General features: G+C 33.3%; 17 protein-coding genes. 13 read left to right on the forward strand and 4 right to left on the reverse strand.

Features of this window, described 5'->3' with window-relative positions; translation table 11 throughout:
* Positions 1 to 32: 32 nt before the first annotated feature.
* Positions 33 to 2,888: a two-component regulator propeller domain-containing protein gene (locus LV89_RS09450; RefSeq protein WP_109742644.1), complete on the reverse strand. Its 2,856-nt coding sequence runs from the start codon at positions 2,886 to 2,888 to the stop codon at positions 33 to 35.
* Between the two features lie 235 nt (positions 2,889 to 3,123).
* Between LV89_RS09450 and LV89_RS09455 the strand changes: the two genes are divergently transcribed.
* The 5 genes from LV89_RS09455 to LV89_RS09475 all read left to right on the forward strand — a co-directional run bounded on the left by LV89_RS09455 (position 3,124) and on the right by LV89_RS09475 (position 12,044).
* Positions 3,124 to 4,707, forward strand: a complete 1,584-nt coding sequence (locus tag LV89_RS09455; RefSeq protein ID WP_109742645.1) for a glucoamylase family protein — start codon at positions 3,124 to 3,126, stop codon at positions 4,705 to 4,707.
* A gap of 39 nt (positions 4,708 to 4,746) precedes the next feature.
* Positions 4,747 to 7,806, forward strand: a complete 3,060-nt coding sequence (locus tag LV89_RS09460) for a SusC/RagA family TonB-linked outer membrane protein (RefSeq protein ID WP_109742646.1) — start codon at positions 4,747 to 4,749, stop codon at positions 7,804 to 7,806.
* Positions 7,807 to 7,846: 40 nt separating this feature from the next.
* On the forward strand, positions 7,847 to 9,376 hold the full coding sequence (locus LV89_RS09465) for a RagB/SusD family nutrient uptake outer membrane protein (RefSeq protein ID WP_109742782.1): 1,530 nt from the start codon (positions 7,847 to 7,849) through the stop codon (positions 9,374 to 9,376).
* 85 nt (positions 9,377 to 9,461) lie between these two features.
* A complete protein-coding gene (locus LV89_RS09470) occupies positions 9,462 to 10,322 on the forward strand; it encodes a LamG domain-containing protein (protein ID WP_109742647.1) in 861 nt (286 codons plus the stop codon).
* Positions 10,323 to 10,394: 72 nt separating this feature from the next.
* Complete coding sequence (locus tag LV89_RS09475; RefSeq protein WP_109742648.1) at positions 10,395 to 12,044, forward strand: glucoamylase family protein; 1,650 nt, start codon at positions 10,395 to 10,397, stop codon at positions 12,042 to 12,044.
* Between the two features lie 35 nt (positions 12,045 to 12,079).
* Here the strand turns inward: LV89_RS09475 and LV89_RS09480 are convergent, their stop codons facing one another.
* Both LV89_RS09480 and gldC read right to left on the reverse strand, forming a co-directional pair.
* Positions 12,080 to 13,108 (reverse strand): thioredoxin fold domain-containing protein, encoded by a 1,029-nt coding sequence (locus LV89_RS09480; RefSeq protein WP_109742649.1) that lies wholly within the window; start codon positions 13,106 to 13,108, stop codon positions 12,080 to 12,082.
* 76 nt (positions 13,109 to 13,184) lie between these two features.
* A complete protein-coding gene (gldC, locus tag LV89_RS09485) occupies positions 13,185 to 13,532 on the reverse strand; it encodes a gliding motility protein GldC (RefSeq protein WP_109742650.1) in 348 nt (115 codons plus the stop codon).
* 169 nt (positions 13,533 to 13,701) lie between these two features.
* On the opposite strand from gldC, the gene LV89_RS09490 reads away from it, so the two are divergent.
* Both LV89_RS09490 and trmB read left to right on the forward strand, forming a co-directional pair.
* The gene (locus tag LV89_RS09490; protein ID WP_109742651.1) at positions 13,702 to 14,994 is read left to right on the forward strand and encodes a bifunctional folylpolyglutamate synthase/dihydrofolate synthase; all 1,293 of its coding nucleotides are present in this window, start codon (positions 13,702 to 13,704) and stop codon (positions 14,992 to 14,994) included.
* 446 nt (positions 14,995 to 15,440) lie between these two features.
* Entirely contained in the window at positions 15,441 to 16,118 is a 678-nt protein-coding gene (gene trmB, locus LV89_RS09495) for a tRNA (guanosine(46)-N7)-methyltransferase TrmB (protein ID WP_109742652.1), read from the forward strand.
* Between the two features lie 124 nt (positions 16,119 to 16,242).
* Here trmB and gap read toward each other — a convergent pair whose 3' ends face one another.
* Complete coding sequence (gene gap, locus LV89_RS09500) at positions 16,243 to 17,256, reverse strand: type I glyceraldehyde-3-phosphate dehydrogenase (protein ID WP_109742653.1); 1,014 nt, start codon at positions 17,254 to 17,256, stop codon at positions 16,243 to 16,245.
* Positions 17,257 to 18,457: 1,201 nt separating this feature from the next.
* Here gap and LV89_RS09505 point away from each other — a divergent pair.
* The 6 genes from LV89_RS09505 to LV89_RS09530 all read left to right on the forward strand — a co-directional run bounded on the left by LV89_RS09505 (position 18,458) and on the right by LV89_RS09530 (position 25,871).
* Positions 18,458 to 19,276 carry a 2,3,4,5-tetrahydropyridine-2,6-dicarboxylate N-succinyltransferase gene (locus tag LV89_RS09505; protein WP_109742654.1) on the forward strand — a complete coding sequence of 273 codons (819 nt, stop codon included), beginning with the start codon at positions 18,458 to 18,460 and terminating at the stop codon, positions 19,274 to 19,276.
* Positions 19,277 to 20,066: 790 nt separating this feature from the next.
* Positions 20,067 to 20,918, forward strand: coding sequence for a CvfB family protein (locus tag LV89_RS09510; RefSeq protein WP_109742655.1), 852 nt, complete (start codon positions 20,067 to 20,069; stop codon positions 20,916 to 20,918).
* 174 nt (positions 20,919 to 21,092) lie between these two features.
* Complete coding sequence (locus LV89_RS09515) at positions 21,093 to 21,566, forward strand: helix-turn-helix domain-containing protein (protein WP_109742656.1); 474 nt, start codon at positions 21,093 to 21,095, stop codon at positions 21,564 to 21,566.
* A 45-nt stretch (positions 21,567 to 21,611) separates the two neighbouring features.
* Entirely contained in the window at positions 21,612 to 22,463 is an 852-nt protein-coding gene (gene fdhD, locus LV89_RS09520; protein ID WP_109742657.1) for a formate dehydrogenase accessory sulfurtransferase FdhD, read from the forward strand.
* A 2-nt stretch (positions 22,464 to 22,465) separates the two neighbouring features.
* Positions 22,466 to 24,817 (forward strand): FdhF/YdeP family oxidoreductase, encoded by a 2,352-nt coding sequence (locus LV89_RS09525; RefSeq protein WP_109742658.1) that lies wholly within the window; start codon positions 22,466 to 22,468, stop codon positions 24,815 to 24,817.
* A gap of 583 nt (positions 24,818 to 25,400) precedes the next feature.
* The gene (locus tag LV89_RS09530) at positions 25,401 to 25,871 is read left to right on the forward strand and encodes a pyrophosphohydrolase domain-containing protein (RefSeq protein ID WP_109742659.1); all 471 of its coding nucleotides are present in this window, start codon (positions 25,401 to 25,403) and stop codon (positions 25,869 to 25,871) included.
* Positions 25,872 to 26,424 lie beyond the last annotated feature (553 nt).

Raw genomic sequence — 26,424 nt, forward strand, 5'->3', positions numbered from 1 at the left:
TATCAGATTTGACAGGCTTTTATTTTGAAGTTCTAAGTCATAATTCTAAATTTCATCATAAATTCTCCGAGGTTTACTTCTGTATCTAAATTTAATTTTTTCCGTAAACGATACCTTTTCAATTCAACACTTCGATTGGTGATGTTGAAAAGTTGAGCAATTTCTTTAGTTGACAAATTCATGCGTAAATAAGCAGCTAATTTTAAATCACTTGGCGTTAAGTTTGGAAATTTTTCCAATAATTTTTCTAAAAATTCTTGATGAACTTCGTTGAAATTTGCCTCAAAAATTTGCCAATCTTGTTCTGTGGAAATATTACTTTCTACCAAATGTAGAATTTTCTTGTAGATACGATGTTCCCGTAAAGAACGATTCCCAATTTCGTGGGGTAAACTATCGGTTTCCTTCTTTATTTCGACTAAAAGTTCATTTTTCTTAATTAATGACATAGTTGAATTGGCTAATTCTTCCGATTTTCTAATAATATCTTTTTCAAGTTGCTCATTTCTTATTTGAATAATCGTTTTTTCGCTTTGTTCAATTTGTCGCTTCAATTTCTTTTCGTGTCTTCTTTTTAGGTTTTCTTGCTCTATAAGTATTTTACGATTGTGCATCCATAAAGAAAAACTTGCGATACCAACTAACAGAAAAAAGTAGAACAATTTACTCCACCAATTCCAATACCATGGTTGTTTGATTTCAAATGAAAAGGTAGTTTCAGAATCATTCAGAGATGATTTTAAATGAAATATATATTTGCCAGCAGATAAATTATTGAACTCCTTTTGAGAAATATTTTGCCAAGGCGACCAACCCTTTGTTGAGTTTTCTAACCAATAACTATATTGAATTTGCCGAGAATATTGAGGTGTAGCGAAACTCAAGATTATACTATTTTGATAAGATTCAAGTTTAAAATCTTCCTTAAACTCGTTGGTATTAATAATTTTACTTTTTTCGGGGTAATCTAATACTGAAATACCCCGAATAATCGTCTTTATAGGAATTTGTTTTCCAAGTATTGAATGATGATTTTGTGGCAATATAGCGAATCCATTTTCGGTACAGAGCAAAATATTTTGTGGGTCAATCGCTCTCATGTTTTCATAATCATCTACCCATAAATCTCGCTTAAATGAAATATTATTCACCTCATTTTTTTCATTGATGAAATGCAATGTTCCATTTTTTTCTATTGAAAATATAAGATTCTGGTTAATTGGAAATATTTTATTAATATTTTGATTTTGAATAGCTTGTAAAATATTAGAGGTTTTAAATTGTCCGCTTTTTGAATCATATTCTAATAAATTAGTTTCGCCTGTCAAGATGATTTTATCCTTAATTTTGATGAGGTTTTTATAATTCTCTATGATTGAAGTTTGATTAAATTCCACAAGTTTACTGACACGTTTGGAATCAGGTGATAGCGTCAATTTTGATACAGAATTTGACGTTTTATTTACCCAAATATTACCTTCTGAATCTTCTTCTAACTGCCTAATTGGGGCTGAGAAACCATTTACAATATGGTCAAATTGCCATTTACCGAGTTTGTTCTTTTTATAAATACACAAATGCGTATATGTTCCTTCAATCAATAAATCAGGGTGTTTTATTAGTTTTTTTATAACCCAGCCGCCTGTAACTGTTGAAATTAAGGTGGCTGAATGATTTTCTATGCTAAAAGTTCCGCTATTATGCCCGCATAAAAGTTGATTATCAATCACTTCTAAAGTCCAGACCTGCCCTTGCGTTTTTGGAATAATTTGAAATTTTGAATTCGGTTTTAAATCATTCACAAATACCCCATGATTTGTACCGACGTACAATCGTTTCTGAAAAAGAGCAATGTCATAAACCGTTCCTAATTTGCCATCGTAATCGGTGAAGTACTTTAAATTTGAGTTTAGTAGAATCAAGTCAATCCCTTTGTCCATCCCTACCCAAAGATTCCCTTCCACATCTTTCGCTAATGATAAAACCGTATTGTTTTGCAGTCCGTTTTTTTGATTAAAATGTTGTAAAATTTCCCCTTCTGCATTTGTGATAATGATGCCATTTAATATTGTTCCAAACACATAGGTATCTTCTGTGAGTTGTAATCCATTATTAAGTTGTTCTTGCAAGAATATTTGGTTTGTCGTTCTATTAAATTCCTTAAATTGATTGTTTTCAAAAATAAATAATCCCTTACTCGTGCCAATTAAAAGTCCATTTTGATGAATTGGCAGTATAGTATGTATAGACTCTTTTCCTAAAAAATCACTTCCTTCAATTTTTTCAAAATTTTCTCCTTTTATCTCATAAAGCCCTTTTTCTAATACTTCAATAAATAGCCGATTTCTTACTTCATAAACAAATAAGATATTTCCGGGGGCTTTCAGTTTTTTGATTTTGTCATTTTGATAAAGAAAAATATAAGCAAAAGATTGAAATATGATTCCCTTCGAGGTTGGTACAATATTCCATATTTCTTCATTCACAAAATAAGGGTCATTAATTTTTTGCTTTAAAGATTGATAAGTAAGTTCTCCTAAATGATTCTTTTTCCAAACGCCAAACTCTCCCAACGAGCCTGTATAAATATCTCCAGATTTATCAACCGCCACAGAACGTATTTTTTGATTTTGAGCATACTGATACAGTTTCCAAGAGCTACCATCATATTCTAATAGTCCTTTTGAATTTGCGGCATATATAAATTTTGAAGATGGACTTTGTACCAAATCCCAATTTTGATAATAACCATTATAATCTTGTTTGGTATAATGGACAATATCAGAATTACACAAATCTTGAATGTTTTGCCCAAATGATTTGACATAAATTATAGCGTATATATTACACAAAAGTATTGTTAAGGAGATTCGTACTTTTCTTTTCATAAAAAACCATTTTTTATTAAAAATTATGGGTGACGTAGGTAAAATCTTTGATTTTAGCGTAAAAACGTAGGTTTGATGTAGTATTGATGTAGTCAAAAATTAGGATTGCCTTTTCAAATTACGCTAAATTTGTCCTATAAATTGTAATTTTTAATTAAAAAATATAATTCATAACTGAAGATGAATTTGTTTTTTGATTCATTTCAATACTAATCTGTTTATCCATAAACTTATCATGAAAAAAATAATTGCATCAATGATGCTATGTGTAGTAAGTTCTTCAACCAGAATTCAAGCACAAAATGAACGCCAAGTCCAGACGACTAACGAACCGAGAGAATATATTGAGACTGTGCAAAAAGCAACTTTTGGTTATTTCTGGGATTTTGCCCATCCAATTTCAGGAATGGCGGCTGAAAGAACTGCCACGCCAAATATTGTTACTACGGGCGGAACAGGCTTTGGCGTAATGAGTATTGTGGTGGCATCAAATAGACAATGGATTAAAAGAGAAGAAGCTGTAAATCATTTAATTAAAATTGCTTCTTTTTTAAAAAAAGCAGACCGTTTTCATGGAGCTTGGTCGCATTGGTTAGATGGTAGAACAGGAAAAGTAGTTCCTTTTGGTATGTATGATAACGGTGGTGATTTAGTAGAAACCGCTTATTTAATGAATGGCTTGTTGGTTGCCAGAAAATATTTTGATAAAGAAAATCAGCAAGAGAAATTACTAAGAAAGCAAATAACCGAATTGTGGGAAACCGTTGAGTGGGATTGGTATGCTTCTCGTGGGGATAATTATTTGTATTGGCATTGGTCGCCCAATTATGATTGGAAAATGAATATGCCAATTAGAGGTTATAATGAATGTTTGATAACCTATGTTTTAGCATTGTCGTCTCCAACGCATTCAATAAAACCAAATGTGTATCAAAACACTTGGAAGAAAAGTGATTTTTATAAAAATGGCAACGACTATCTCGGCTATAACCTTCCATTAGGATTTGCTAAAGGAGGTCCTCTGTTTTTTGCCCATTATTCATATTTGAGTCTTGACTCACGATTAATGGAAGATGAAGATGCTAATTATTGGAAACAGAATTTGGCTCATACTTTAATTAACTATGAACATTGCGTAAAGGACGGTAAAAAGGAGTTTGATTATTCTGCGGAAAACTGGGGACTTACCGCAAGTGACGATTATAACTTTTACGATGCCCATTCGCCAACGAATGATAATGGGACAATAAGCCCGACGGCAGCATTATCGTCATTTCCATACACACCTTTTGCAGCCTTTCAAGCAATGCGATATTTATATCTAAAGAAAGGTAATCAATTATTTAATAAATATGGGTTTTATGATGCTTACAATAATCAGAAGAATTGGTATTCAAATCAATATTTAGCCATTGACCAAGGACCTATTGTAGTGATGATGGAAAATTATCGTTCTGGCTTACTTTGGAAATTGGGTGAGTCAATGGAAGAATTACAGAAAGGACTTTCATTAATGGGCATCAAAAAACCGAATTACCCAACAGGTTTTTATATGTATTTACCCAAGCAAATTTATCAAGGAGTAGAATTAATGGTGCATCCAGATAAATCAACTTATATTCTTGACTTTGCAGTAAAGGGAAATGAACCTATTGAAATTTCAATTTTAAATGAATTATCAGAAAAAAATATAATTGTCGCTTCAAAATCCTTTTCAAACGGAATTCACCAAGTTGGATTTAAGGCAAAAAACGGTATTTATAAAGCTCTCATTAAACAAGGAAACTCCACTGTGGAGGCTAAACTGATTCTAAAATAATTGCCTTTTGCTATTTTTTAAACAAAAACTAAATTGAATATGAAAAAACATTATAAATACCATTTACGACATCAAACCTCTAAACCTTTCCTAATTACCTCTTTTCTTATTTTATTTTCGATGCCATTTTCTGAGATTATGGCATCGAAAAACTATTTCACTTTTCAGCAAAAGCAAGCTGAGGTTTCGGGTGTAGTAACAAATCTTAAAGGTGAACCACTTCCAAGTGTTTCTGTTCGGATAAAAGGGTCGTCTTCTGGAATTGCTACTGATGCGAATGGAAAATTCTCAATACACGCTTCGCAAAACGCTACTTTGATATTTTCATTTATAGGATACGAAAATACCGAAATTGTACTCAATGGAAGAAGTAATATTAATGTTACGCTCATTGAGAAAATCCAAGAGCTTGACCAAGTAGTGGTTGTGGGTTATGGAACACAGCGTAAGGTTGATGTAACAGGAGCAACGGCAAGTGTTAAAGGAGAAGAACTAACTAAACAATCAGTATTAACTGCTACTCAGGCAATTCAAGGAAAAGTGGCGGGTGTTCAAATCATTAGTAGTGGAAAACCGGGTTCATCACCTGTGGTAAAAATTAGGGGAACTGGTACTGCCTTAGCGGGAACATCAGCATTATTTGTGGTTGATGGAGTTTTGACGGATGATATTTCAAATATTAATACTGCCGATATTGTAAGTATGGATATTTTGAAAGATGCTTCAGCTACGGCTATTTATGGGGCAAGAGGAGCAAATGGCGTTATTATCCTAACGACCAAACGTGGAGAAAATGGGAAAATGAAAATTTCTTATAATGCCAATGTGGGTTTTAGAGAAGCGTCTAATTTAGTTAAAATGGCAAATGCCGCTGAATATGCCAACTATGCAAGTACAGCAAGTGGAGGTAGTATTCCTGCGGGGGCGGTTTCTACTGATTGGTACGGACAAATATTGAGAACGGCTTGGATGCAAAACCATAATTTATCCTTATCGGGCGGAACTGATAAGTCTATTTATTTTTTAAGTGTTGGTTATTTAACCGATGAAGGAATTGTCATTAATAGTAAATATGACCGTATTACGGTAAGGTCAAATAATGAATTTAATCTTTCAGAAAAATTTAAAGTTGGCACCAATGTTTCGTTTTCTAACGGTTATAATCAAGATGTAAATTTGGGTACTGCTTATAATAATGCTTATCGGGCTGCTCCAATTATACCTTCTAAAATTGACGGTAAATATGGAAATACTTCCGTTTATCAAAATGTTGGAAACCCTGTTTTAGATATTGAAAATAATGATAATCTATTGAAAGATAATCGCTTACAAGGAAATTTTTATGCTGAATATCAGCCGATTAAGTCCTTGAAGTTTCGTTCGAGTTTAGGCGGTGATTGGCTGAATGCTAATAACAGAGTTTATAATCAGCAATTCAATAATGATTTAACAACTTTTATTACTTCAGGAGGAAATCAACGTAATCCGAATAGTAATCTAACGATGAGAAATACAGAAACTTTTCGTTGGGTTTGGGATAATACCATTACGTTTAATCACCAAATTGATAAGCATACTTTTACGGCTTTAATTGGTACAACGGCAGAAAAATATAGCCAAACTTGGTTTTCAGCTTTCAGAAAAGATGTTCCTGCCAATCAAGATTTATGGTATATAAGTACAGGTAATGCCAATACCTCTACCAATGATGGAAGTGGAGATAAATGGACTCGTAATTCTTATATCGGAAGAGTGAATTATAATTATGACGATAAGTATTTATTCACTGCAACGGTAAGAAGAGATGGTAGTTCAAGATTTCCAATTCAAAATCGTTGGGGATATTTCCCTTCACTCGGAGCAGGTTGGGTAGTGAGTAATGAGAACTTTATGCAAGAACAAAGTGTCTTCAAAAATTTGAAATTGCGTGCCAGTTGGGGAATTGTTGGAAATGATAGAATTCCTTCTGATGCTTTTACGGTGACTATTACTCCAAACTTAGCATACCCGTATGGCGGAGGTATTGCTACGCCTGGTAGTGCTATTACTCAGATAAAAGACCCGAATCTAAAATGGGAAACTACTTCTGAGTTAGATTTTGGTTTAGAATTTGGTATGGTAGGCGGTCGTTTGCAAGGAGAAATTAATTATTATAATAAGAAAGCAAATGATTTACTCATTAATGTAAAAGTTCCTTCTGTGGCAGGTGATGCCGACGGTGTGGTCTTAACCAATGCAGCATCAATCAGTAATATTGGTTGGGAGTTTAGTCTGAATTGGAGAGGCAACATTACATCTGACCTTACGTATAAAGTAGGAGGTAACGTAACTTTTAATAAAAATTCAGTGATTGGTTTAAATGGCGGTCAACCAATTTTAGATGGTGGAATTGGTGCAAATCAGACTTACACAACAAAAACGGATAACGGTCAGCCAGTCGGTAGTTTTTATGTTTTGAAAGTTTTAGGGGTTTTCCAAAATGATTCTGAAGTAGAAAATTATAAAAATACTCAAGGCTCAACCATTCAACCTAATGCTGCCCCGGGAGATTTTAAATATCAAGACACCAATAATGATGGCAAAATTGATGACCAAGACCGTGTTTTTGCAGGTTCATATCAGCCTGTTGCCTATTTTGGTCTAAATGCTTCTCTGTCATTTAAGGGTTTCGACTTAAATCTCGATGCTTTCGGAAATGCGGGTAACCAAGTTTATAATGGTAAAAAGGCTTTTCGTCAGGGAGTTTTAGATAATGTTGAATCTCAAATGGCTTATACTCGCTGGACATCGGCAAATAAATCTCAAACTGAGCCAGCCGCTAATGGAGGAAACTTACCTGCTTCTACTTACTTTATTGAGTCGGGGAATTTCATCCGACTCAATAATGTGACTTTAGGTTACAATTTGCCATCAAGTTTGGTTAAAAAAGCCAAGTTGAGCAATGTTAGAGTTTTTGTAACGGCTCAAAATATTTTTACCTATAAAGATTTTAGCGGATTTACACCTGAATTAGCGGGCGACCCAACTAAATCAGGGATAGAATTAAATGCGTATCCAACTAATAAAACAATTGCTGCTGGTCTGAGTGTTGGTTTTTAATTTGTCAGAAATGTCAAATTCAGTTTTAAATTTTCGAACAATGAATAGAAAAATATTAATTATAGGTTTTTCGGTACTCACTTTTTTAGGAAATATTTCTTGTAAAGAGAGTTTTCTTGATGTACCCGTACAAGGTCAAGGTACTACGGCTACCGACCCCAATGTTTCGCAAAACTTGGTGAATGGAGTTTACAATAGTCTTTTGGCAGGAGAAGCTTTTGGCAGTGAAGGAGATATTCACGGAATAAGTTTTATTTCAGCTACCAACATTATTTCAGATGATGCCGAAAAAGGTAGCACCGCAAGCGACCAACCTGGAATTGGAGATATTGATAATTTTAACGTAACTCCAACAAACGGTTTTGTCGCTGCACTTTGGAATGGATATTATAATGGAATCTCACGTTCAAATCAAGCCATTGCCGCTCTTGAATCTGCATCAATTACGCAAGACGTGAAAAAGCAATTAATCGGAGAAGTTAAATTTATCAGAGGATATTACTATTTCAATTTGGTAAGAATCTTTGGGAAAGTACCAAAAGTATTGCGTGTGCCAAAAGATTCAAAAGATGCCAATACCGACCCTGCTTTTCAAACACGTGCTTCTGTTGATACTATCTACAAAGTAATTACTGACGATTTGCAATATGCGGTTGACAATTTACCGATTCGCACAAAATCACTTGTCGGACACGTTTCAAAAGGTTCTGCTCAAACCTTATTGGCTAAGGTTTATTTATATCAAAAAAACTGGCAGAAAGTTTTGAGTTTGACTCAAGAGGTTATCAATTCTGGGCAATACAATTTAGCCACAGATTATACAACACTTTGGCGACAAGTTGGCGATAATAATATCGAATCAATTTTTGAAGTACAAACTGGTCAATTCAATAATTCAGATTTGGGCATTCAAAACTATTGTACATGGCAAGGACCACGAGTAGGAGGGAAAGGTGGATGGACAGACTTAGGATTTGGTTTTTGTACGCCTACCCAAAATTTGGTTGATGCTTATGAGAAAGGAGATATTAGAAAATCTTCAACAATTATCTCAATCGACAATAGTGGAAAATATCGTGGCACAACCCTTTTTGATGGTTTCAGAATTCCAAGTTCAGATTCTGTACAAAATTTATATTACAACTATAAAGCCTACCATAGTGAAAACAAAACGATTGAAACTTTTTTGGGCAACCGTGACCAAAAACAGAAAAACCTTCATTTGTTAAGATATGCGGAGGTGTTACTCATGAATGCAGAAGCCGCCAATGAACTCGGACAAACGGGCGTTGCTCAAACTCAATTAAATAAAATTCGTACTCGGGCAGGACTAACCAATACAACCGCAAGTTCCATGACTGATTTAAGAAATGCTATCTGGAAAGAAAGAAGAGTTGAGTTAGCATTGGAACATGACCGTTTTTGGGATTTAGTTCGTACAGGTAGAGCTGCCCAAGTTTTACAAGCAACAGGGAAAAAGTTCATCGCTGGCAAACACGAATTACTTCCTGTACCAAGTTTACAAATTGCATTAAGTGGCGGTTCGCTCGACCAAAACTCTGGTTATTAATTATCTTTTTTGAATTCATTTTTCAACAAATTAAACTATCCAAATTTTTATTAAAACATTTTAAACTATTAAAAATTACTAAAACATGAAAATCCAAAAAATTAAAATCTATTTTGTTGCAACAGTTTTATTAGGTGCTACCGTGTTCACTTCTTGTAAAAAAGATGAAGTAGTTTCTCTTCCTCCAATTGGAGGTTATAATAGTGCTGAGGAAGTTGGAGCGTCTAACTTATTAGCTCACTGGGGTTTTGAAGGAACTGATAAGGAAACTAAAACAGGAGCAGCGGCTGCAACTTCGAAAAATGCAACTTTCACTTCTGGTAAAAAAGGTCAAGCTGTGAGTTTCGCTGCTGGTTTTTTACAGTATAATGAAATTGCTGCATTGAATACTTTAAAGAGCTTTACGGTGTCTGCTTGGGTGAATGTAAAAAATAATGGCTCTAATCCATCTTCATTTTTTACCTTAACAAGACCTAATGAATGGGCGGGGAGTATTAACTTAATGGCAGAGACTGGTTGGTTCAAAGCTGATAAAGATACCATGTTGGTAAAAGGACTTTTTGTTTCTAAATTACCAACTGGTGACTCTTGGCAAGATTCTCGTAACGAACCATCGAAAGGTGGCGACTTAGCATTTAAAGGTGCAGGCAAATGGTCGCACGTTGTAATTACTTATGATGGAGCAAGTTCAATTTTTCAAGTTTATGCTAATGGAAAGAAAATCAGTAATCCAGAATGGGAACAACGTGGAACAACTGGAAACTTAATTGCAGCTACTCCTTCTAAAGTTGTACTTGGAGCATGGGGAACAAATTTACCAGGTGCAACTGCTGATTCATGGCAAGTTCCAATGACTGGTTTGATGGATGAAGTACGTGTTTATAGCAAGGCTCTCTCTGCGGGAGATATAAATTCATTGTATCAGCTTGAAGATGCTGGTAGATAGATTTGTTTTTTAATATTTTTAAGCTAAAAGGTTGTTAATTTTGATTGACAACCTTTTTTAATTGTTTTTAATATGAAATTTTTCAAATATTTTGCTTTCTGTTTTATCGTAATGTCTTGCAAATCAGGAGATAATAAGCAGGTTGTTCCGCCAAGTTTAGAGTTGATAAATAGTGCTGTGGATAACCATTCTTTGCAGCCATTTTATGAAATTAATTATCGACCGAATATTCAATTAATATTTAATAGCAAATTAAATAGAGATTTTGTACCTAAAAATATCATTTTAGCCGATAGTCAAACCTCTGATATTATTTCTGTTGATGTTGAATATGCTCAGAATGATAGTGCCGTAATTCTCAAACCTAAAACACCACTTAAAAGTCTTTCAAAATATACAGTTGAAATTTATAAGGAATTGAAATCTCAAAATGGTAGTTTTTTGAGTAAAGATGAACGAGTAACTTTTATTACAGCGATGGATTCAACTGATAAATTTGTAAAGATTTCAGATGAGCAATTATTAGATTTAGTGCAGAAACAGACCTTTAAATATTTTTGGGATTTTGGGCATCCTGTTTCTGGATTGTCAAGAGAAAGGAATTCTTCGGGAGAAACAGTCACTTCTGGGGGTAGTGGTTTTGGCGTTATGGCAATATTGGTAGGGATAGAAAGAAAATTTATTTCGAGAGAAGAAGGGCTTGCACGAATTGATAAAATAGTAGATTTTCTAAAAGATAAAACGCAAAAATATCATGGTGCTTTTCCACATTGGTTGAATGGAAGTACAGGAGCCACCATTGCATTTAGTCAAAAAGATAATGGTGCAGACCTTGTTGAAACGTCTTATTTATTGCAAGGATTACTGACCGCAAGACAATATTTTTCAAATAATACTCCAAAAGAGTTAGAACTGAAATCTAAGATAAATACAATTTGGAATAATGTAGAATGGTCGTGGTTTAGAAAAAATAATGAGAAAACTTTGTATTGGCATTGGTCTCCTAATTTTAATTGGGATATGAATATGCCAATTTCTGGGTACAATGAAGCACTAATTACTTACATTTTAGCGGCATCTTCACCCACTTTCGCAATCCCAAAAGAGGTGTACGAAAATGGTTGGGCAAAGAATGGAGCGATTAAAAATGGAAATACTTATTTTGGTGTAAAGTTGCCTGTTGGATTTGCTTATGGAGGACCTCTATTTTTTGCTCATTATTCTTTCTTGGGTTTAGACCCCAATGGACTTCAAGATAGTTACGCCAATTATCTTGAACAAAATATTGCACATAGTAAAATCAATTTTCTTTATTGTAAAAATAATTCCAAAAGGCATAATGGATATTCTGAAAATTGTTGGGGTTTAACCGCCAGCGACGAATACAATGGTTATTCGGCTCATGAACCAAATAACGATAATGGGACAATCTCTCCAACTGCTGCACTTTCATCTTTGCCTTTTACACCCATTGAATCTATGCAAGCATTAAGGTTTTTCTATTTTAAACTCGGAGATAAACTTTGGAAAAATTATGGTTTTGTAGATGCGTTTAATTTGAATCGTCCTTGGTTTGCGGATTCATTTTTAGCAATTGACCAAGGGCCTGAAATAATTATGATTGAAAATTATCGCTCTCAAATGTTATGGAAATTATTTATGAGTTGTCCAGAAGTAAAAAATGGTTTAAAACAATTAGAATTTTCAAGTCCATATTTATAAAAAAATGCTCAATGAAAATTCATTGAGCATTTTTTTTATTTGCTTTTAGCTAACCATAAATTCGCTTTTGCTATGGCTGCTTTATCTGAAGTTCTCGTTCTGACCCAATCGCTCAAAAACTTATAAGAAGCTTTTTCTGTTTTTGCATCTATTAAAGTACTTAAAATAGCGATTGCTTTTTCTGGTTTATTTTCTCTGAAATAAGCAGATGATTCTTCTCTCCAAACTCTGCCATCAATAGATTTAGTATTAACTCCAAGTTTGGCTAAATTTTCTCTAACTTTAAGAACTTTATTACTCGAATATTTCATACCTCTTGCACTGTACAACGAGTACATAATAATATTTTCTGCGGTCTGCTTAACCAATGTCTTATCATACTTACTATTAAACTCCTTTAAATTTGCCATCATGTTTTTGAAAATGTCATTTTCATCATCCATAATAATTTTTTGAAGAACTAAAAAACTGGTATTATTTGTATATTGGCTTTTCGGAATTTTCTTTGCATAAGCATTCATTGCCGCAATATTATTAACCGTGTCTTTCAACAATCTCGATATCATGGCAAAATCAATTAGAAAATTATTTTCTCTATTACCTGCTAAAAAACTTGCTTTGTAGGCACTTGTTCTCTGTTTTGGATTTAGTGCTTTTGTCCCTGCATCAATTAATGCTTGTGGAGTGTTATTATTCTCACCAAGTATTGAAATGTGCATCAACTTAACATCCTTGTCAAAAAAAAGCAAAGTTGGAGTTGATTGTATCCAAATACCTTGTTTATTCAAAAATGCCTGACCTTCTGGTGTCATAATATCTAATTTGTAGGAGATAAAATTTTGGTTATAAAAATTTCCTACCTGTGGTAAATCAAAAGTCGGTTTAAAAGCATTACAAACATGGCATGTCTGAGCATAAACTTCTAAAAAGACTGGCTTGTTTTGGACTTTCGCAACATCAAAAACAGTTCTAAGATTACCTCCCTGTAAAAAAGAAGTTCCTTTTTGTGCAAAGCTTGTGATGAATGTAAGAAAGAGTAGTGGCGTTAATATGATTTTTTTCATGAGTTTTCTTTAATTAAAGACCAAAAATATGCCAATTCCTTGATAAGAAATTGGCATTAACAATCATTAACACAAATTACTGCTTTTCAGCAGCTTTCATTTCATCTTGTAAATCTTTTGTCAAGACACGGCAAAGTCCTTCAATATTCTTGGCCATTTTTTCATCTCCCGTAGCTTCGATTAAAGTATTGCCAACACTACCAATAATTTCAATATAAAATCGTTTCATTTCAAAAACATCCATATCTTTTGTCCAAAGTGGTAATGCTAAAAGTCCTTTGTGGTAATGGTCCCAAACGCCGATGAATATCGACTTCGTTTCTTCTATACCTTCATTTGGGTTTTCGGTAGCAGACCAAGAAATTTGTTCTGGAATACTTTGGTCATCTAATTGAATTCTAAAATTGATTTCTGATTCTTTCATTTTATGCTTTTATCTCAAAGATTATTTCTTTGAAAAATCGTGATTTAATTTGTTTTTCAAATACAAAATTAAAGGATTATTTTTCAAAAGACGGCTATCCATTAATAAAAGATAAGCACTATCTTTGCACCCCGATTTATTACGAGTATTTAAGGAATAAATTTAAAACATGACTTATCCAGAGACTATTGATTATTTATATCAATTATTACCCGTATTTCATAGAATCGGGAAAAAGGCTTTCAAAGCTAATTTAGACAATACCCATGCACTTTGTGAACATCTTGACAATCCACAAAAAAAGTTCAAGTCGATTCATATCGCAGGAACGAATGGGAAGGGGAGTTCATCACATTTTCTTGCTTCTATTTTACAATCAGCAGGTTATAAAACAGGTTTGTACACCTCTCCACACCTAAAATCTTTTACAGAACGTATCAGAATTAATGGAGAACCTATTGCAGAAGAATCTGTAATTCAATTTGTTAAAGATAATAAATCTTTTATTGAAGAAGTTAAACCTTCTTTTTTTGAATTAACCGTTGGAATGGCATTTGAATATTTTGCGGCGGAACAAGTTGATATTGCAATTATTGAGGTTGGGTTAGGAGGTAGGCTCGATTCGACAAATGTCATTACTCCCGAATTATCGCTTATTACAAATATAAGTTTTGACCATACAGATATTTTAGGAGATGCTTTATCTAAAATAGCTGCCGAAAAAGCAGGAATAATTAAGCCAAATATTCCTGTGGTTATCAGCGAAAAACATACTGAAACAGAATTAGTTTTTAGAAATAAGGCTTTAGAGGTTAATTCACCTATTTTTTTTGCAGAAGATTACTTCATGGTCAACGAAAGCAAAATCATAAAGGGGCTTTTAGAATTGAATATTCTTAATAAGGCATCTAACACCAATGATATACTTCAATCTCAACTCATTGGAAATTATCAACGAAAAAATATTTTGGGTGTGCTATCTGCTGTTCAGATTCTTAATAAGAATGGATATAATATTTCAGATGAAGATATTAAGAACGGAATTTCTAAAGTTATCATCCAAACAGGATTGAAGGGCAGATGGCAACAATTGTCTAATCAGCCAACAGTTATTTGTGATACTGCACACAATGTTAGCGGGATTACTGAGGTTTTGGAAAACATAGCAACTATTAGTTTCGGAACGTTATGGTTTGTATTAGGATTTGTTTCAGATAAAGACATTGACGGCATTCTAAAACTGTTTCCTAAAAATGCCAATTATATTTTTTGCCAATCCAATACCCCACGTGCATTAGATGCAGAGGTCTTGAAAATGAGAGCTAATAATTTTTCATTATTAGGTACTGTTATCAAAGATGTAAATGAGGCGATAAATTTTGTTAAGCAAAATGCAAAAATAAATGATTTTGTGTATGTTGGAGGAAGCACTTTTGTAGTGGCTGAAATAAAAAATCTTTAACTTTGAGACTCAGCTTTTTAAAGTAAATTATCCTTTGTTAATTCTGAATATGCAGGACAACATTTTATAGTTATAACTACCAAATTTTATATTGTCGTTATCGTATGATAATTTTCATTAAAATTGTACAATTATGAAAGGGCTGAGAATTGAGTATTTGAATTTTAATTGAATCATTGTCTTGTTTGTTCGATTCTCATAGAATGTAATTCGCTTTATAACTTGCTGTAAATCAGATAGTTATGGTTTTTTGTGTAAGGATGTTGAATGTAGTTTTACTCGGGGTAAGCTATGTTTTTGTAAGTGCCTGATTTTCAGCTAATTACAAGTTGTACTAATGAAGACTAAAATAATTAAGAAATTTAAGAAAAGACTTTAGTGAAAGTATAATTCATTATAGGAAAAGTAATGGCTAAAATAATTAGTATAAATATAATCTAAGATATATGAGTCGTAAAAAGGAAATAAGATTTAAACAAATACAAGATAACGATAATGTTCTTCAAGAAGGAAAACCTTTATTTAGTTCCATAAAAGGAAATTGGAATGAACATTTTTTCAAAAACTCAAATCCTATTGTTTTAGAGTTAGGTTGTGGAAAAGGAGAATATACTGTAGGCTTAGCAAGGCTTTTTCCTGAGAAAAACTTTATTGGTATTGATATCAAAGGAGATAGAATAGCTGTGGGTAGTAATAAAGCACTTCAGGAAGGTTTGAGTAATGTGGGCTTTTTACGTGCAAAAGCTCATGATTTAGAAATTTTTTTTTTGGAGAATGAAGTCTCCGAAATATGGATAACCTTTCCTGACCCTCATCATTTGCAAAGTGGAGTTAAGCGTAGAATGACGAATGAACGTTTTTTAGAAATCTATAATAAGATTATAAAAGAAGAGGGGACTTTACATTTAAAAACTGATAATAGACCATTTTTTGATTATTCTCTGGATACTTTGACTGATTTTGGTGTTAAACACCTTACTCATACTTTTGATTTGTATCAGTCAGATTTAAACGTAAGGCATTACGGCATCAAAACAAGATTTGAAGAGATATTTACAGACAAAGGATTTTCGATAAATTATTTATCTTGTATTTTCAACAATAAAAAAGGGATTTCAAATTAATGGAATCCCTTTTTTATTGTTGAAGCTGTTTAAACTTTCGGTATCTTTTTAAAAAGACATCTTTAAATAATATACAATTTACATTGGTAGCGAAAGTGAAAACAACTTCAATATTCCTTATTAACTATTTGTTAATCAATTGAGCGAAATAGTTAACAGTACGTACTAATTGAGAAACGTAAGACATTTCATTGTCATACCAAGCCACAGTACGAACCAATTGTGTATCACCTACATTTTGTACTTTAGTTTGAGTTGCATCAAACAATGAACCAAATGAAGTTCCGATAATATCACTACTTACGATTTCATCTTCAGTGTAACCAAAGCTTTCGTTAGAAGCAGCTTTCATTGCTGTATTGATTTCTTCTGCTGTTACTTTTTTACCTAAGATTACAGTAAGTTCAGTTAATGAACCTGTAATTGTTGGAACTCTCTGTGCTGACCCGTCCAATTTACCTTTCAATGATGGTAATACTAAGCCAATAGCTTTTGCAGCACCAGTTGAGTTTGGAACAATGTTTTCAGCAGCAGCTCTTGCTCTACGTAAATCTCCTTTAGCGTGTGGAGCATCTAACGTATTTTGGTCATTTGTATAGGCGTGAACAGTTGTCATTAAACCATTAACGATTCCGAATTGTTCTTCTAAAACCTTAGCCATTGGAGCCAAACAGTTAGTTGTACAAGAAGCACCACTAATTACTGTTTCACTACCATCTAAAATATTATGGTTAACATTAAATACAACTGTTTTTGCATCACCAGTAGCAGGAGCAGAGATAACAACTTTTTTCGCCCCAGCAGTAATGTGAGCAGAAGCTTTGTCTTTATCAGCAAAGAATCCTGTACATTCTAATACTACATCTACGTCATGATTTCCCCAAGGAATTAATGCTGGGTCTCTTTGAGCATAAATTGTAACTTCTTCTCCATTTACAGAGATTGTACTATCAGTTGAGCTTACTTCAGCATTGAAACGTCCTTGTGCTGAATCGTATTTCAACAAATGTGCTAACACTTTTGGACTTGTTAAATCATTGATTGCTACAACATCAATGCCTTCCATGTTATAGATTTGGCGATAGACTAAACGTCCTATTCTTCCAAAACCATTAATTGCAACTTTTACCTTTGCCATCTTCTAAATAATATGAAAAATAAAAATACTTGATTTAATTACTTTACAAAAGTAGGAGATTTTACGCTATTATACAAACATGAATAATAAGAAACAGATAATTATGAGTACATAGATTGACTATAATTAGTAGCATTATTAACCAATTAAATTAGTATTATACCAATTTAATAGCGAAAATTACTAAAAATAATAGTATTCTGGCGTCTGTTAAATTTACCCTATACTCTAAATTAGTGTATAGGTTCATATACAAAATGTTTCAAGCAAATAGTTTTTACCTTCCTTAATGAAAGAGTGGGGCAAATGAAAGAAAAAGCAAGTGAGAAGACTTTGAATTTGCTTCTGCGTCAGTATAGGAGAGGAGCTTTCTTTTGATTTCATAAAAAAGTGTTTGCAGAATTCATGAGAATGGAATAAAGCATAACAAAAAATAACTGTTCTCTTAAACCCCATTCTAAAGAACTAAACTTATAAACTTAGTTCCACCGTCTTCACTCTGTAAATATTTAATCACGTTAGTCTTTAATCATTCATATTAAATTTAAGGGGTAAAACTTTAAGGATGATACTATTATATTTTTCATTACAGAAAACTTGATTGATTTAGGTCATAAATCAATTATTATTCAATATCTTTAAAAAATACTGGCATAGTTTTAGTATCTCCAAATAAAGAGTTTAATGATTAAACTGATGAAGATTAAAAGTAAAATCAGCATAAAGAACTTATCATCAACAAAGGGAGAGTCTCCTTTGTTAAAGGAATGGATAACAGTGTTAGTTCTGAAATCTATTTTCAATGTTTATTATTAAAATAGCTTAAAAGCATATATGACATTCTGTCATGCAAACATTGATAACATCTAAAAAAATAGTTAAAATTAGACACCAAATTTTCTTTGGCAATGAGCATATTAAGACAAAACAAATAATATAAATCACTGAAAATCAACAGTTTAATATATTTAAAGTAAAGTATAGGTATATCATCATTGTAAATAGTTATATTTAATCTTCTTAATTTCCTCCTCCACGTTAATATTATTTTTGCTCTTATAATCTGTATAGATAGTATAGATTAAAACACTTTGCACCTCCTCTTTGTTGGTTGTCTTATTCATTAAAAAATATAAAAGTCTCACGTAAATGGTTTTACTTTGTAACTCAATTTATAATGAACAAATAGATAAATATTTTAATGGAGCAATTAAAAGCAATTATTGAACAAGCGTGGGAAGACACAAGCCTCCGCTCGAAACCCGAAACAATCACTGCAATAGAAACAATTGTAGAAAAAGTAGATAAAGGTGAACTTCGTACTGCCCAACCAAATGAAGACGGAACTTGGACTGTAAACGACTGGGTGAAGAAGGCAATTGTCATGTATTTCCCTATTCGTCAAATGCAAGTACAAGAAGTAGGTATTTTTGAGTATCATGATAAAATGAAACTTAAAACCAATTATGCTTCTTTGGGAGTTCGAGTAGTTCCACCAGCTGTTGCTCGTTATGGTGCGTTTTTAGCGAAAGGAGTAATCATGATGCCCTCTTATGTAAATATTGGTGCTTATGTTGATTCTGGAACAATGGTTGACACTTGGGCAACAGTTGGAAGTTGTGCTCAAATCGGAAAAGATGTACACTTGAGTGGTGGTGTTGGTATTGGTGGAGTTCTTGAGCCACCACAGGCTGCTCCAGTAATCATTGAAGATGGTGCTTTCATTGGTTCTCGTTGTATCGTGGTAGAGGGAGCAAGAATTGGTAAACGTGCTGTATTAGGTGCAGGCGTAACAATTACTGGTAGTTCTAAGATTATTGATGTTACTGGTGAAACTCCAGTCGAATACATTGGTTTTGTTCCTGAGAATAGCGTTGTTATTCCTGGTAGCTTAACGAAAAAGTTTCCTGCGGGAGAATATAATGTACCTTGTGCATTAATCATCGGAAAACGCAAAGAAAGCACTGATTTAAAGACGTCTTTAAATGCAGCACTAAGAGAAAATAATGTAGTAGTTTAAAACTATTTTCTTAGTTATATCTAAACAAAAAAACCGTCGTGAAAGGAGATGCTCCACGACGGTTTTTTTGTTTGCCAGATTATGTAACAAAGAGAATCAAAACAAATAACAAATTGTGCATTAAATAATACCTAAGCATTCTTTAAACCCTCACACACGTATTACATTATTATCAGCTTCATTAATGAATAACATTTATTAAGCCCTAAGCTATAATTAAGAAGTGTTCATCAATCTATTTAGAAGTTCTTATCCCTTATAGTCGCTTTTACAATTGTTATATTCCACCTTTCACTTATTATTGACAAGATGTTTGACATAAAACTTATCTATGGCTTCAGAGCATAAGAGTTCATTAAATAGATATTCTGAAATATGAGGCTTCAGGGCATAAGAGTTCATATAAGTAGATATGCTGAAATAGGCATAAGAGTTCATAGTAAGTAGATATGCTGAAATATGTGGCTTCAGGGCATAAGAGTTCATAGTAAGTAGATATGCTGAAATATGTGGCTTCAGGGCATAAGAGTTCATAGTAAGTAGATATGCTGAAATATGTGGCTTCAGGGCATTGTAATTCATATAGCTTTCTGTCAAGACGACCTAAAACACTTTCACAAGAAGTCTAATAACAAAAGTGGCGTTAGTGCGTCTTTCTATATGGGTATGAAAGACTTTGATTTCAGATAAATGATAAAAATAAGTGTAATTTATTCCACCTCTACAACTCAAAGACTTAACAAGTCATTATTTTTATTGCAATTTTACATAAAATTAAAATCTTACAAATATGGTATATGATGATGCTCCTTTACGATTGGGGCAATTTAACAAACTTGAAGTAATTAAAGAATTAGATTTTGGACTTTACTTAGATGGCTACGATGGAGAAGAAATCCTTATTCCGAGAGTATATGTTCCAGAAGGTACACAGATTGGGCAATTTTTAGACGTATTCGTTTACAGGGATTCTGAAGACCGTCTTATTGCGACTACCCTTAAACCTTATGCAGTTGTTGGAGAGTTTGCTTATCTAAAAGTAAAAGACGTCAGCAAATTAGGCGTATTCCTCGACTGGGGCTTAATGAAAGACTTATTTGTTCCTTTTGGAGAACAACATTCTAAAATGGCTTCAGGGCGTTCATACTTAGTTTACATTTATATTGATGAACAAACTGAACGAATAGTTGCTTCAGCCAAGTTAGATAAATTCTTAGAAACTGATGTTACAAACTTAAACGAAGGACAAGAAGTAGATTTACTTCCTTATGAATATACCGATTTAGGTATCAAAGCATTAATTGACAAACGTTACATGGGCATTATTTACAAAAGTGAAGTATTTAAAAGCGTCCCATTAGGTGAATTTACAAAAGGATTTATTAAGAAAATCCGAACAGATGGTAAAATAGATTTAAGTGTTGTTAAGCAGGGTTTTGATAGAATTGACAATCTTAAATCTCAGATTTATTCACTCCTAATTGCCTCAAATGGCTTTTTGCCATACACTGACAAGACGGATGCTGAAGTAATTTACAAAGATTTACAAATGTCAAAAAAGGATTTCAAAAAAGCAATTGGTGGATTATATCGAGATGGGAAGGTTAATTTACAAATGGATGGAATTTACAAATCTAAATAATCGCATACGCTTATACTTACTACACATTTGTAAATAACCACCTATTTTACAAAAGTAAATCATCCTTGTTCAATAAAATACATTTGTACATAAACTCTGCTATTGTTTTTTGTAAATTAATATCCTATATTCGCAATTGTAATCAACGTACACTTTACAATAAACAATTGTAACATGGATTTAAATAAGAAAATAGAGCAAATCATAATTGACAAAGGTATATCGCCAAGTTATTTTGCAGACACTGTCGGAATACAAAGAAGTAGCATTTCTCATATACTTTCGGGTAGAAATAAGCCCAGTTTGGACATTATTCAACGAATTTTAAAAGTTTTCCCTGATATTGACCGAGATTGGCTACTTTTTGATTCTGATGTGCCACAACAAAATGCACCACAAATCAACAGGCAAAACACTGCAAATCAACGAGTTATTAGTCAAAATTCTTTTGAGCAAACGTCACGAGAATCGAACAGAAATTATCAGCCTGAGCCAAATGTTGTACAAACGCCTGTTAATGTTACCCCAAGACGTAAAATTGAGCGTCCTGTTGTACCAACTCAGCAACCATTGCCATCGGGAAAACAAATAGAACGTATTGTAATTTTTTATACCGATGGCACATTCATGGAGAGTAAGCCCAATTAAGTTTTAGGATTTTTCTAATATTACTCAATCATCTAAGTTTAGATTTTGTTTAGCATTTTCCCCATACAAATTCATCAAGTTTCTGGAAATACCGTTTCCAGAAAAGATGATTTATTGGCAGTTGAAGCTCCTTTAGAAATTAGATTGGGCTTCGGAAAAATTACAAATCGACAACAAAAAAGTATTGCCGTTACTATGCGAACACCTGGACATGATTTTGAATTAGCTCTGGGTTTTCTTTATTCGGAAGGTATTATTCAAGAAGCATCTCAGGTTCATTCTATTAAATATTGTACGGATTTAGGGCGACAAGAATCAAGCGAAAACATTGTTCGAGTTGAATTAAAATCTGAAATTGAGGTCAATCTTTCAGGACTGGAACGAAATTTTTATGCTACATCAAGTTGTGGAATTTGTGGAAAAGCCTCTATTGAATCCATTGAAAAATTAGGTTGCCCGAATATTCCTATTCAAAATAACCTGATAAATCATGCAGTTATTTTTAGATTATCGAAGGTTTTACAAGAACAACAACGAGTTTTTCAATACACAGGCGGACTTCATGCAGCAGGATTATTCGATAAAAATGGAGATATTTTATTGCTTCGTGAAGATGTTGGCAGACATAATGCCTTAGATAAATTGATTGGTGCATCTCGAAATTCTCATAATTTAGCCTTATCTGATAAAATTATTTTAGTCAGTGGTCGGCTAAGTTTTGAGTTAGTCCAAAAGACAATTATGGCAGGCGTTCCTGTATTAGTTGCTATTGGAGCTCCTTCAAGTTTAGCAGTAGAATTGGCTCAACAATTTGGATTAACACTCATTGGTTTTCTCAAAAATGAGTATTTTAATGTATATAGTGGTATAGAAAGAATACAAGTTTCACCCCTTTAACGATGAAAAAGCAAGAAGTAATTAACGCACAAACACCCATTGATTTCACTGGAATGACTATTGCTACTCCCGCCAAAACTGCGGCAGGAGTAAAAGCCGTTACCAATTCTTTCAAACACGTGTTTGGAGCAATGAATGTGTTTAGAGGAGTGAAAACTCTCTTAGCTTTGAACCAAAAAGGTGGGATTGATTGTCCTTCTTGTGCATGGCCAGACCCTGATGGAGAACGTTCTTCCATCGCAGAATACTGTGAAAACGGAGCAAAATCTATCGCCGAAGAAGCTACAACATTAAAATTAGGTCCTGTTTTTTTTCAGCGATATTCTGTTGCAGAATTGTCTCAAAAGTCTGATTATTGGCTCGGTCAGCAAGGAAGATTAACGCATCCAATGGTGATAAAAGAAGGTAAAACGCACTATGAGAAAATCAGTTGGGAAGAAGCAACCACACTAATTGCAGACGAATTGAATGCTTTACCATCGCCAAATGATGGTATTTTCTATACTTCTGGACGAGCTTCAAACGAAGCAGCTTTCTTATATCAGTTATTTGTACGTCAGTTTGGTACTAATAATTTACCCGATTGTTCCAATATGTGCCACGAATCAAGCGGGTCAGCATTGAGTCAAACGTTGGGGTTAGGCAAAGGTTCTGTAACGCTTGATGACTTTAATAAAGCAGAAGTTATCATGATTTTAGGGCAAAATCCCGGAACAAATCATCCACGAATGTTAACTGCTTTAGAAGAAGCAAAGAAAGCTGGAGCAAAAATAATCTCTGTAAATCCATTGATTGAAACGGGGTTATTGGCATTTCAGCATCCCCAAAATGTATCAGATATGATTTCTGGGGGGACTTCTTTAACGGATATTTACCTCCAAATTAAGATAAATTCGGACCTTGCTTTACTAAAAGCGATGGCAATTTTACTGTATGAGGCTGAAAAAAACAATCCTAATACGGTTTTCGACCACCAATTTATTCAAGAAAATACTGCCAATTACGAGCTTTTTATCGGCGATTTAAAGAATTATCAACTTGATGATTTAGTGGCAGAATGTGGCATTTCTTTAACACAAATTAAGGAGGCGACCAATTTATTAATCCAACATAATCGAATTATTGTTTGTTGGGCAATGGGGCTAACGCAGCACAAAAACTCAGTTATTACCATTCAAGAAGTAGTAAATATTCTCCTTTTGAAAGGAAGTATCGGAAAAGAAGGAGCAGGCACTTGTCCTGTGAGAGGTCATTCAAACGTTCAAGGCGACCGTACAATGGGTATTTTTGAAAGACCAAACGACGCATTTTTGGATAAATTAGATGAAAATTTTGATTTCAAGTCGCCAAGAGAACATGGTTTTGATGTAGTGAATGCCATCAAAGCCATGCACAATGATTCTGGAAAAGTATTCGTTGCATTAGGTGGCAATTTCCTATCGGCTACTCCAGATACAGAATTTACGGCAAAGGCTCTTCAAAATTGTCAATTAACGGTTCATATTTCTACAAAATTAAATCGTAGCCATCTTATTCATGGCAAAAAGGCTATTATTTTACCATGTTTGGGAAGAACTGACGAAGATATTCAAGCGTCTGGAAAACAGTTTGTTAGTACCGAAAATTCCATGGGAGTTGTCCAACAATCCAAAGGGATATTAACACCACCTGCTGATACTGTATGGAGTGAGCCAGCCATCGTAGCAAAAATTGCAAAAGCTACCCTACAAGATAAAAGTAAGGTTGATTGGGAAAAACTTATTAGTAACTATGATTTTATTCGTGAACTGATTGAAAAGACAATTGATGGTTTCGACGATTATAATGCTCTTGTGCGTCAGGAAGGCGGTTTTTATCTACCAAATGCCCCAAGAAATGGTAAGTTCACCACTAAAAATCAAAAAGCTAATTTTACGGTATGTCCTTTCATTCCTTTGAAAATGAAAAAAGATGAATTCTTGATGATGACGATTCGTACTCATGACCAATTCAATACCACAATTTATGGTTTAAATGACCGCTACCGAGGCATTTTTAACGAGAGAAGGGTTATTCTCATGAACGAAAAAGACATTGAATCTGAAGGCTTTAAACCCTATCAAATTGTTGATTTGCACAATACTTTTGGAGGAATTCATCGTAAAGCTGAGCATTTTATCATAGTACCTTATAATATTCCTTCAAAAAATGTGGCTACTTACTTCCCAGAAGCCAACGTTTTAGTACCCATTGATAGCGTTGCAGACGTAAGTAATACGCCAACCTCAAAATCTGTTGTGATAAAAATCACTGCAATGTTATCAGCAGGAGATAAACAGCCAATTTATGCACAAATAAACGAAAATAGGCGATAGAGTAGGATAGAAGCCCTTTTTACAAATAAAACTGAACATTCATTCTATATAATTAACTATTTATTTAGCTCCTAATCAACAATCGGGACGTCTTTCCTATTAAGCATTCATCCTATTAAGGGTCGTGGTTTTTACCCTATTCAAATGCAAAATTCAATATTCGTCTCTGTACACCCTTATACTTATCAACATTATCATCTATATATTTACTGATACGTCCTACCTAAAAGTCTAAATGTATGATGTTTTCCACTCTCCTTTAGATTCGCTAAACTACTATGGTATTATTACTACTGATTATCAGCACTTTATCGATAAATGATTTTACCCAAGCAATCTGTTTAAGTAGAAAAATATGTATGTCTTCAACTTTTTCTCTTCTACTTGTGAAACACGTAATCAACTCAAAATCAACAAGTTAACAACAAGTGTTCCACGTGAATATTATAACACGCTGAAAAATAGCCACTTACATAGTTATCCACAAAAAGTGTTGAAAGACTCCTTATACTATTCTACATTATGTGTAAATTTGAGTTCAATTATCCACAAGTAAAGAATATTCTCTCAAAATAATCAAATCATGCAAAAAATAGATTCTCTTAATCAAGTAGCTGAATTTCATCATACTTTCAAAGCACCCGTTTTAGATACCCCACAAATTCCATCGCCAGAGCGTTGCAAACTACGTGTCAGCTTGATTGCAGAAGAGCTAAAAGAGCTTCAAGAGGCCATTGAAAATAACGACCTTATAGAAGTTGCTGATGCTCTTTGCGATATTCAATATGTACTTTCTGGAGCAGTTTTAGAATTTGGCTTAGGGGAGAAATTTGTTGACTTATTCAATGAAGTACAACGCTCAAATATGTCAAAGGCGTGTAGCACTTATGAAGAAGCAGAAGCTACCGTAAAATTTTATGCTGACAAAGATGGTACAGAAGCTGAAATTGTAGCAGATGGCGACAAGTTTTTAGTATATAGAATTGCTGACAATAAAGTATTAAAATCTGTAAAATATTCACCTGCTGATTTGAAAGGGATTTTGGAAGTATAAGTCATGAACTAAGATTCGTTTTGATTTAGTGATTATAGGAACTGAATTGGTTAGTTCAATTGAGAGAACTACAAAGAATTCTTAAAATTATTTAATCTAACGAATCTTAATTTTAAATTATAAAACATCATAGTTCAACCTAATTTTATAGTTAAAGAAGTATGTAGAATTCAGGGAGAGGAGATACTATAAATTTTATAATGAACAAGACAGTCAAATTTTCAATTATTTTTACAATCTTAATTGTTTTGAGAAATATCAAAAAAAAGTCAGAAGAAATACTGTAATATCATTCGTCAGAACAAACCATATCTATATATAACGCTAAAATTTCCATTTCTGAGAATTAAATAACCCGAACAAGATTACGTTTCATAAAATATAAACGATTCTCAGGCGGTTCATTTTATGGCTATTTCAGTAACATAAAAGCCTTTAGAATGACATCTCATCATCTTTTATCTCCAAGTGTCCACTTCTCATATAATTCATTCGTAACAAGACAATTCTTATACAACTTTTAAAATTTTTAAAAGTTGTATAATTTATATTA

This window comes from Arcicella aurantiaca (genome assembly GCF_003148625.1).
In the GTDB taxonomy this organism is placed as follows: Bacteria; Bacteroidota; Bacteroidia; order Cytophagales; family Spirosomataceae; genus Arcicella; species Arcicella aurantiaca.

What these genes read in the sequence shown, in the direction of transcription:
- LV89_RS09470 (WP_109742647.1), top strand. Translation starts at nt 9,462, where the DNA reads ATGAAAATCCAAAAAATTAAAATCTATTTTGTTGCAACAGTTTTATTA.
- LV89_RS09490 (WP_109742651.1), top strand. Translation starts at nt 13,702, where the DNA reads ATGACTTATCCAGAGACTATTGATTATTTATATCAATTATTACCCGTA.
- LV89_RS09455 (WP_109742645.1), top strand. Translation starts at nt 3,124, where the DNA reads ATGAAAAAAATAATTGCATCAATGATGCTATGTGTAGTAAGTTCTTCA.
- gap (WP_109742653.1), bottom strand. Translation starts at nt 17,256, where the DNA reads ATGGCAAAGGTAAAAGTTGCAATTAATGGTTTTGGAAGAATAGGACGT.
- LV89_RS09515 (WP_109742656.1), top strand. Translation starts at nt 21,093, where the DNA reads ATGGATTTAAATAAGAAAATAGAGCAAATCATAATTGACAAAGGTATA.
- LV89_RS09450 (WP_109742644.1), bottom strand. Translation starts at nt 2,888, where the DNA reads ATGAAAAGAAAAGTACGAATCTCCTTAACAATACTTTTGTGTAATATA.
- LV89_RS09480 (WP_109742649.1), bottom strand. Translation starts at nt 13,108, where the DNA reads ATGAAAAAAATCATATTAACGCCACTACTCTTTCTTACATTCATCACA.
- trmB (WP_109742652.1), top strand. Translation starts at nt 15,441, where the DNA reads ATGAGTCGTAAAAAGGAAATAAGATTTAAACAAATACAAGATAACGAT.
- LV89_RS09465 (WP_109742782.1), top strand. Translation starts at nt 7,847, where the DNA reads ATGAATAGAAAAATATTAATTATAGGTTTTTCGGTACTCACTTTTTTA.
- LV89_RS09505 (WP_109742654.1), top strand. Translation starts at nt 18,458, where the DNA reads ATGGAGCAATTAAAAGCAATTATTGAACAAGCGTGGGAAGACACAAGC.
- LV89_RS09530 (WP_109742659.1), top strand. Translation starts at nt 25,401, where the DNA reads ATGCAAAAAATAGATTCTCTTAATCAAGTAGCTGAATTTCATCATACT.
- LV89_RS09460 (WP_109742646.1), top strand. Translation starts at nt 4,747, where the DNA reads ATGAAAAAACATTATAAATACCATTTACGACATCAAACCTCTAAACCT.
- LV89_RS09510 (WP_109742655.1), top strand. Translation starts at nt 20,067, where the DNA reads ATGGTATATGATGATGCTCCTTTACGATTGGGGCAATTTAACAAACTT.
- LV89_RS09525 (WP_109742658.1), top strand. Translation starts at nt 22,466, where the DNA reads ATGAAAAAGCAAGAAGTAATTAACGCACAAACACCCATTGATTTCACT.
- gldC (WP_109742650.1), bottom strand. Translation starts at nt 13,532, where the DNA reads ATGAAAGAATCAGAAATCAATTTTAGAATTCAATTAGATGACCAAAGT.
- LV89_RS09475 (WP_109742648.1), top strand. Translation starts at nt 10,395, where the DNA reads ATGAAATTTTTCAAATATTTTGCTTTCTGTTTTATCGTAATGTCTTGC.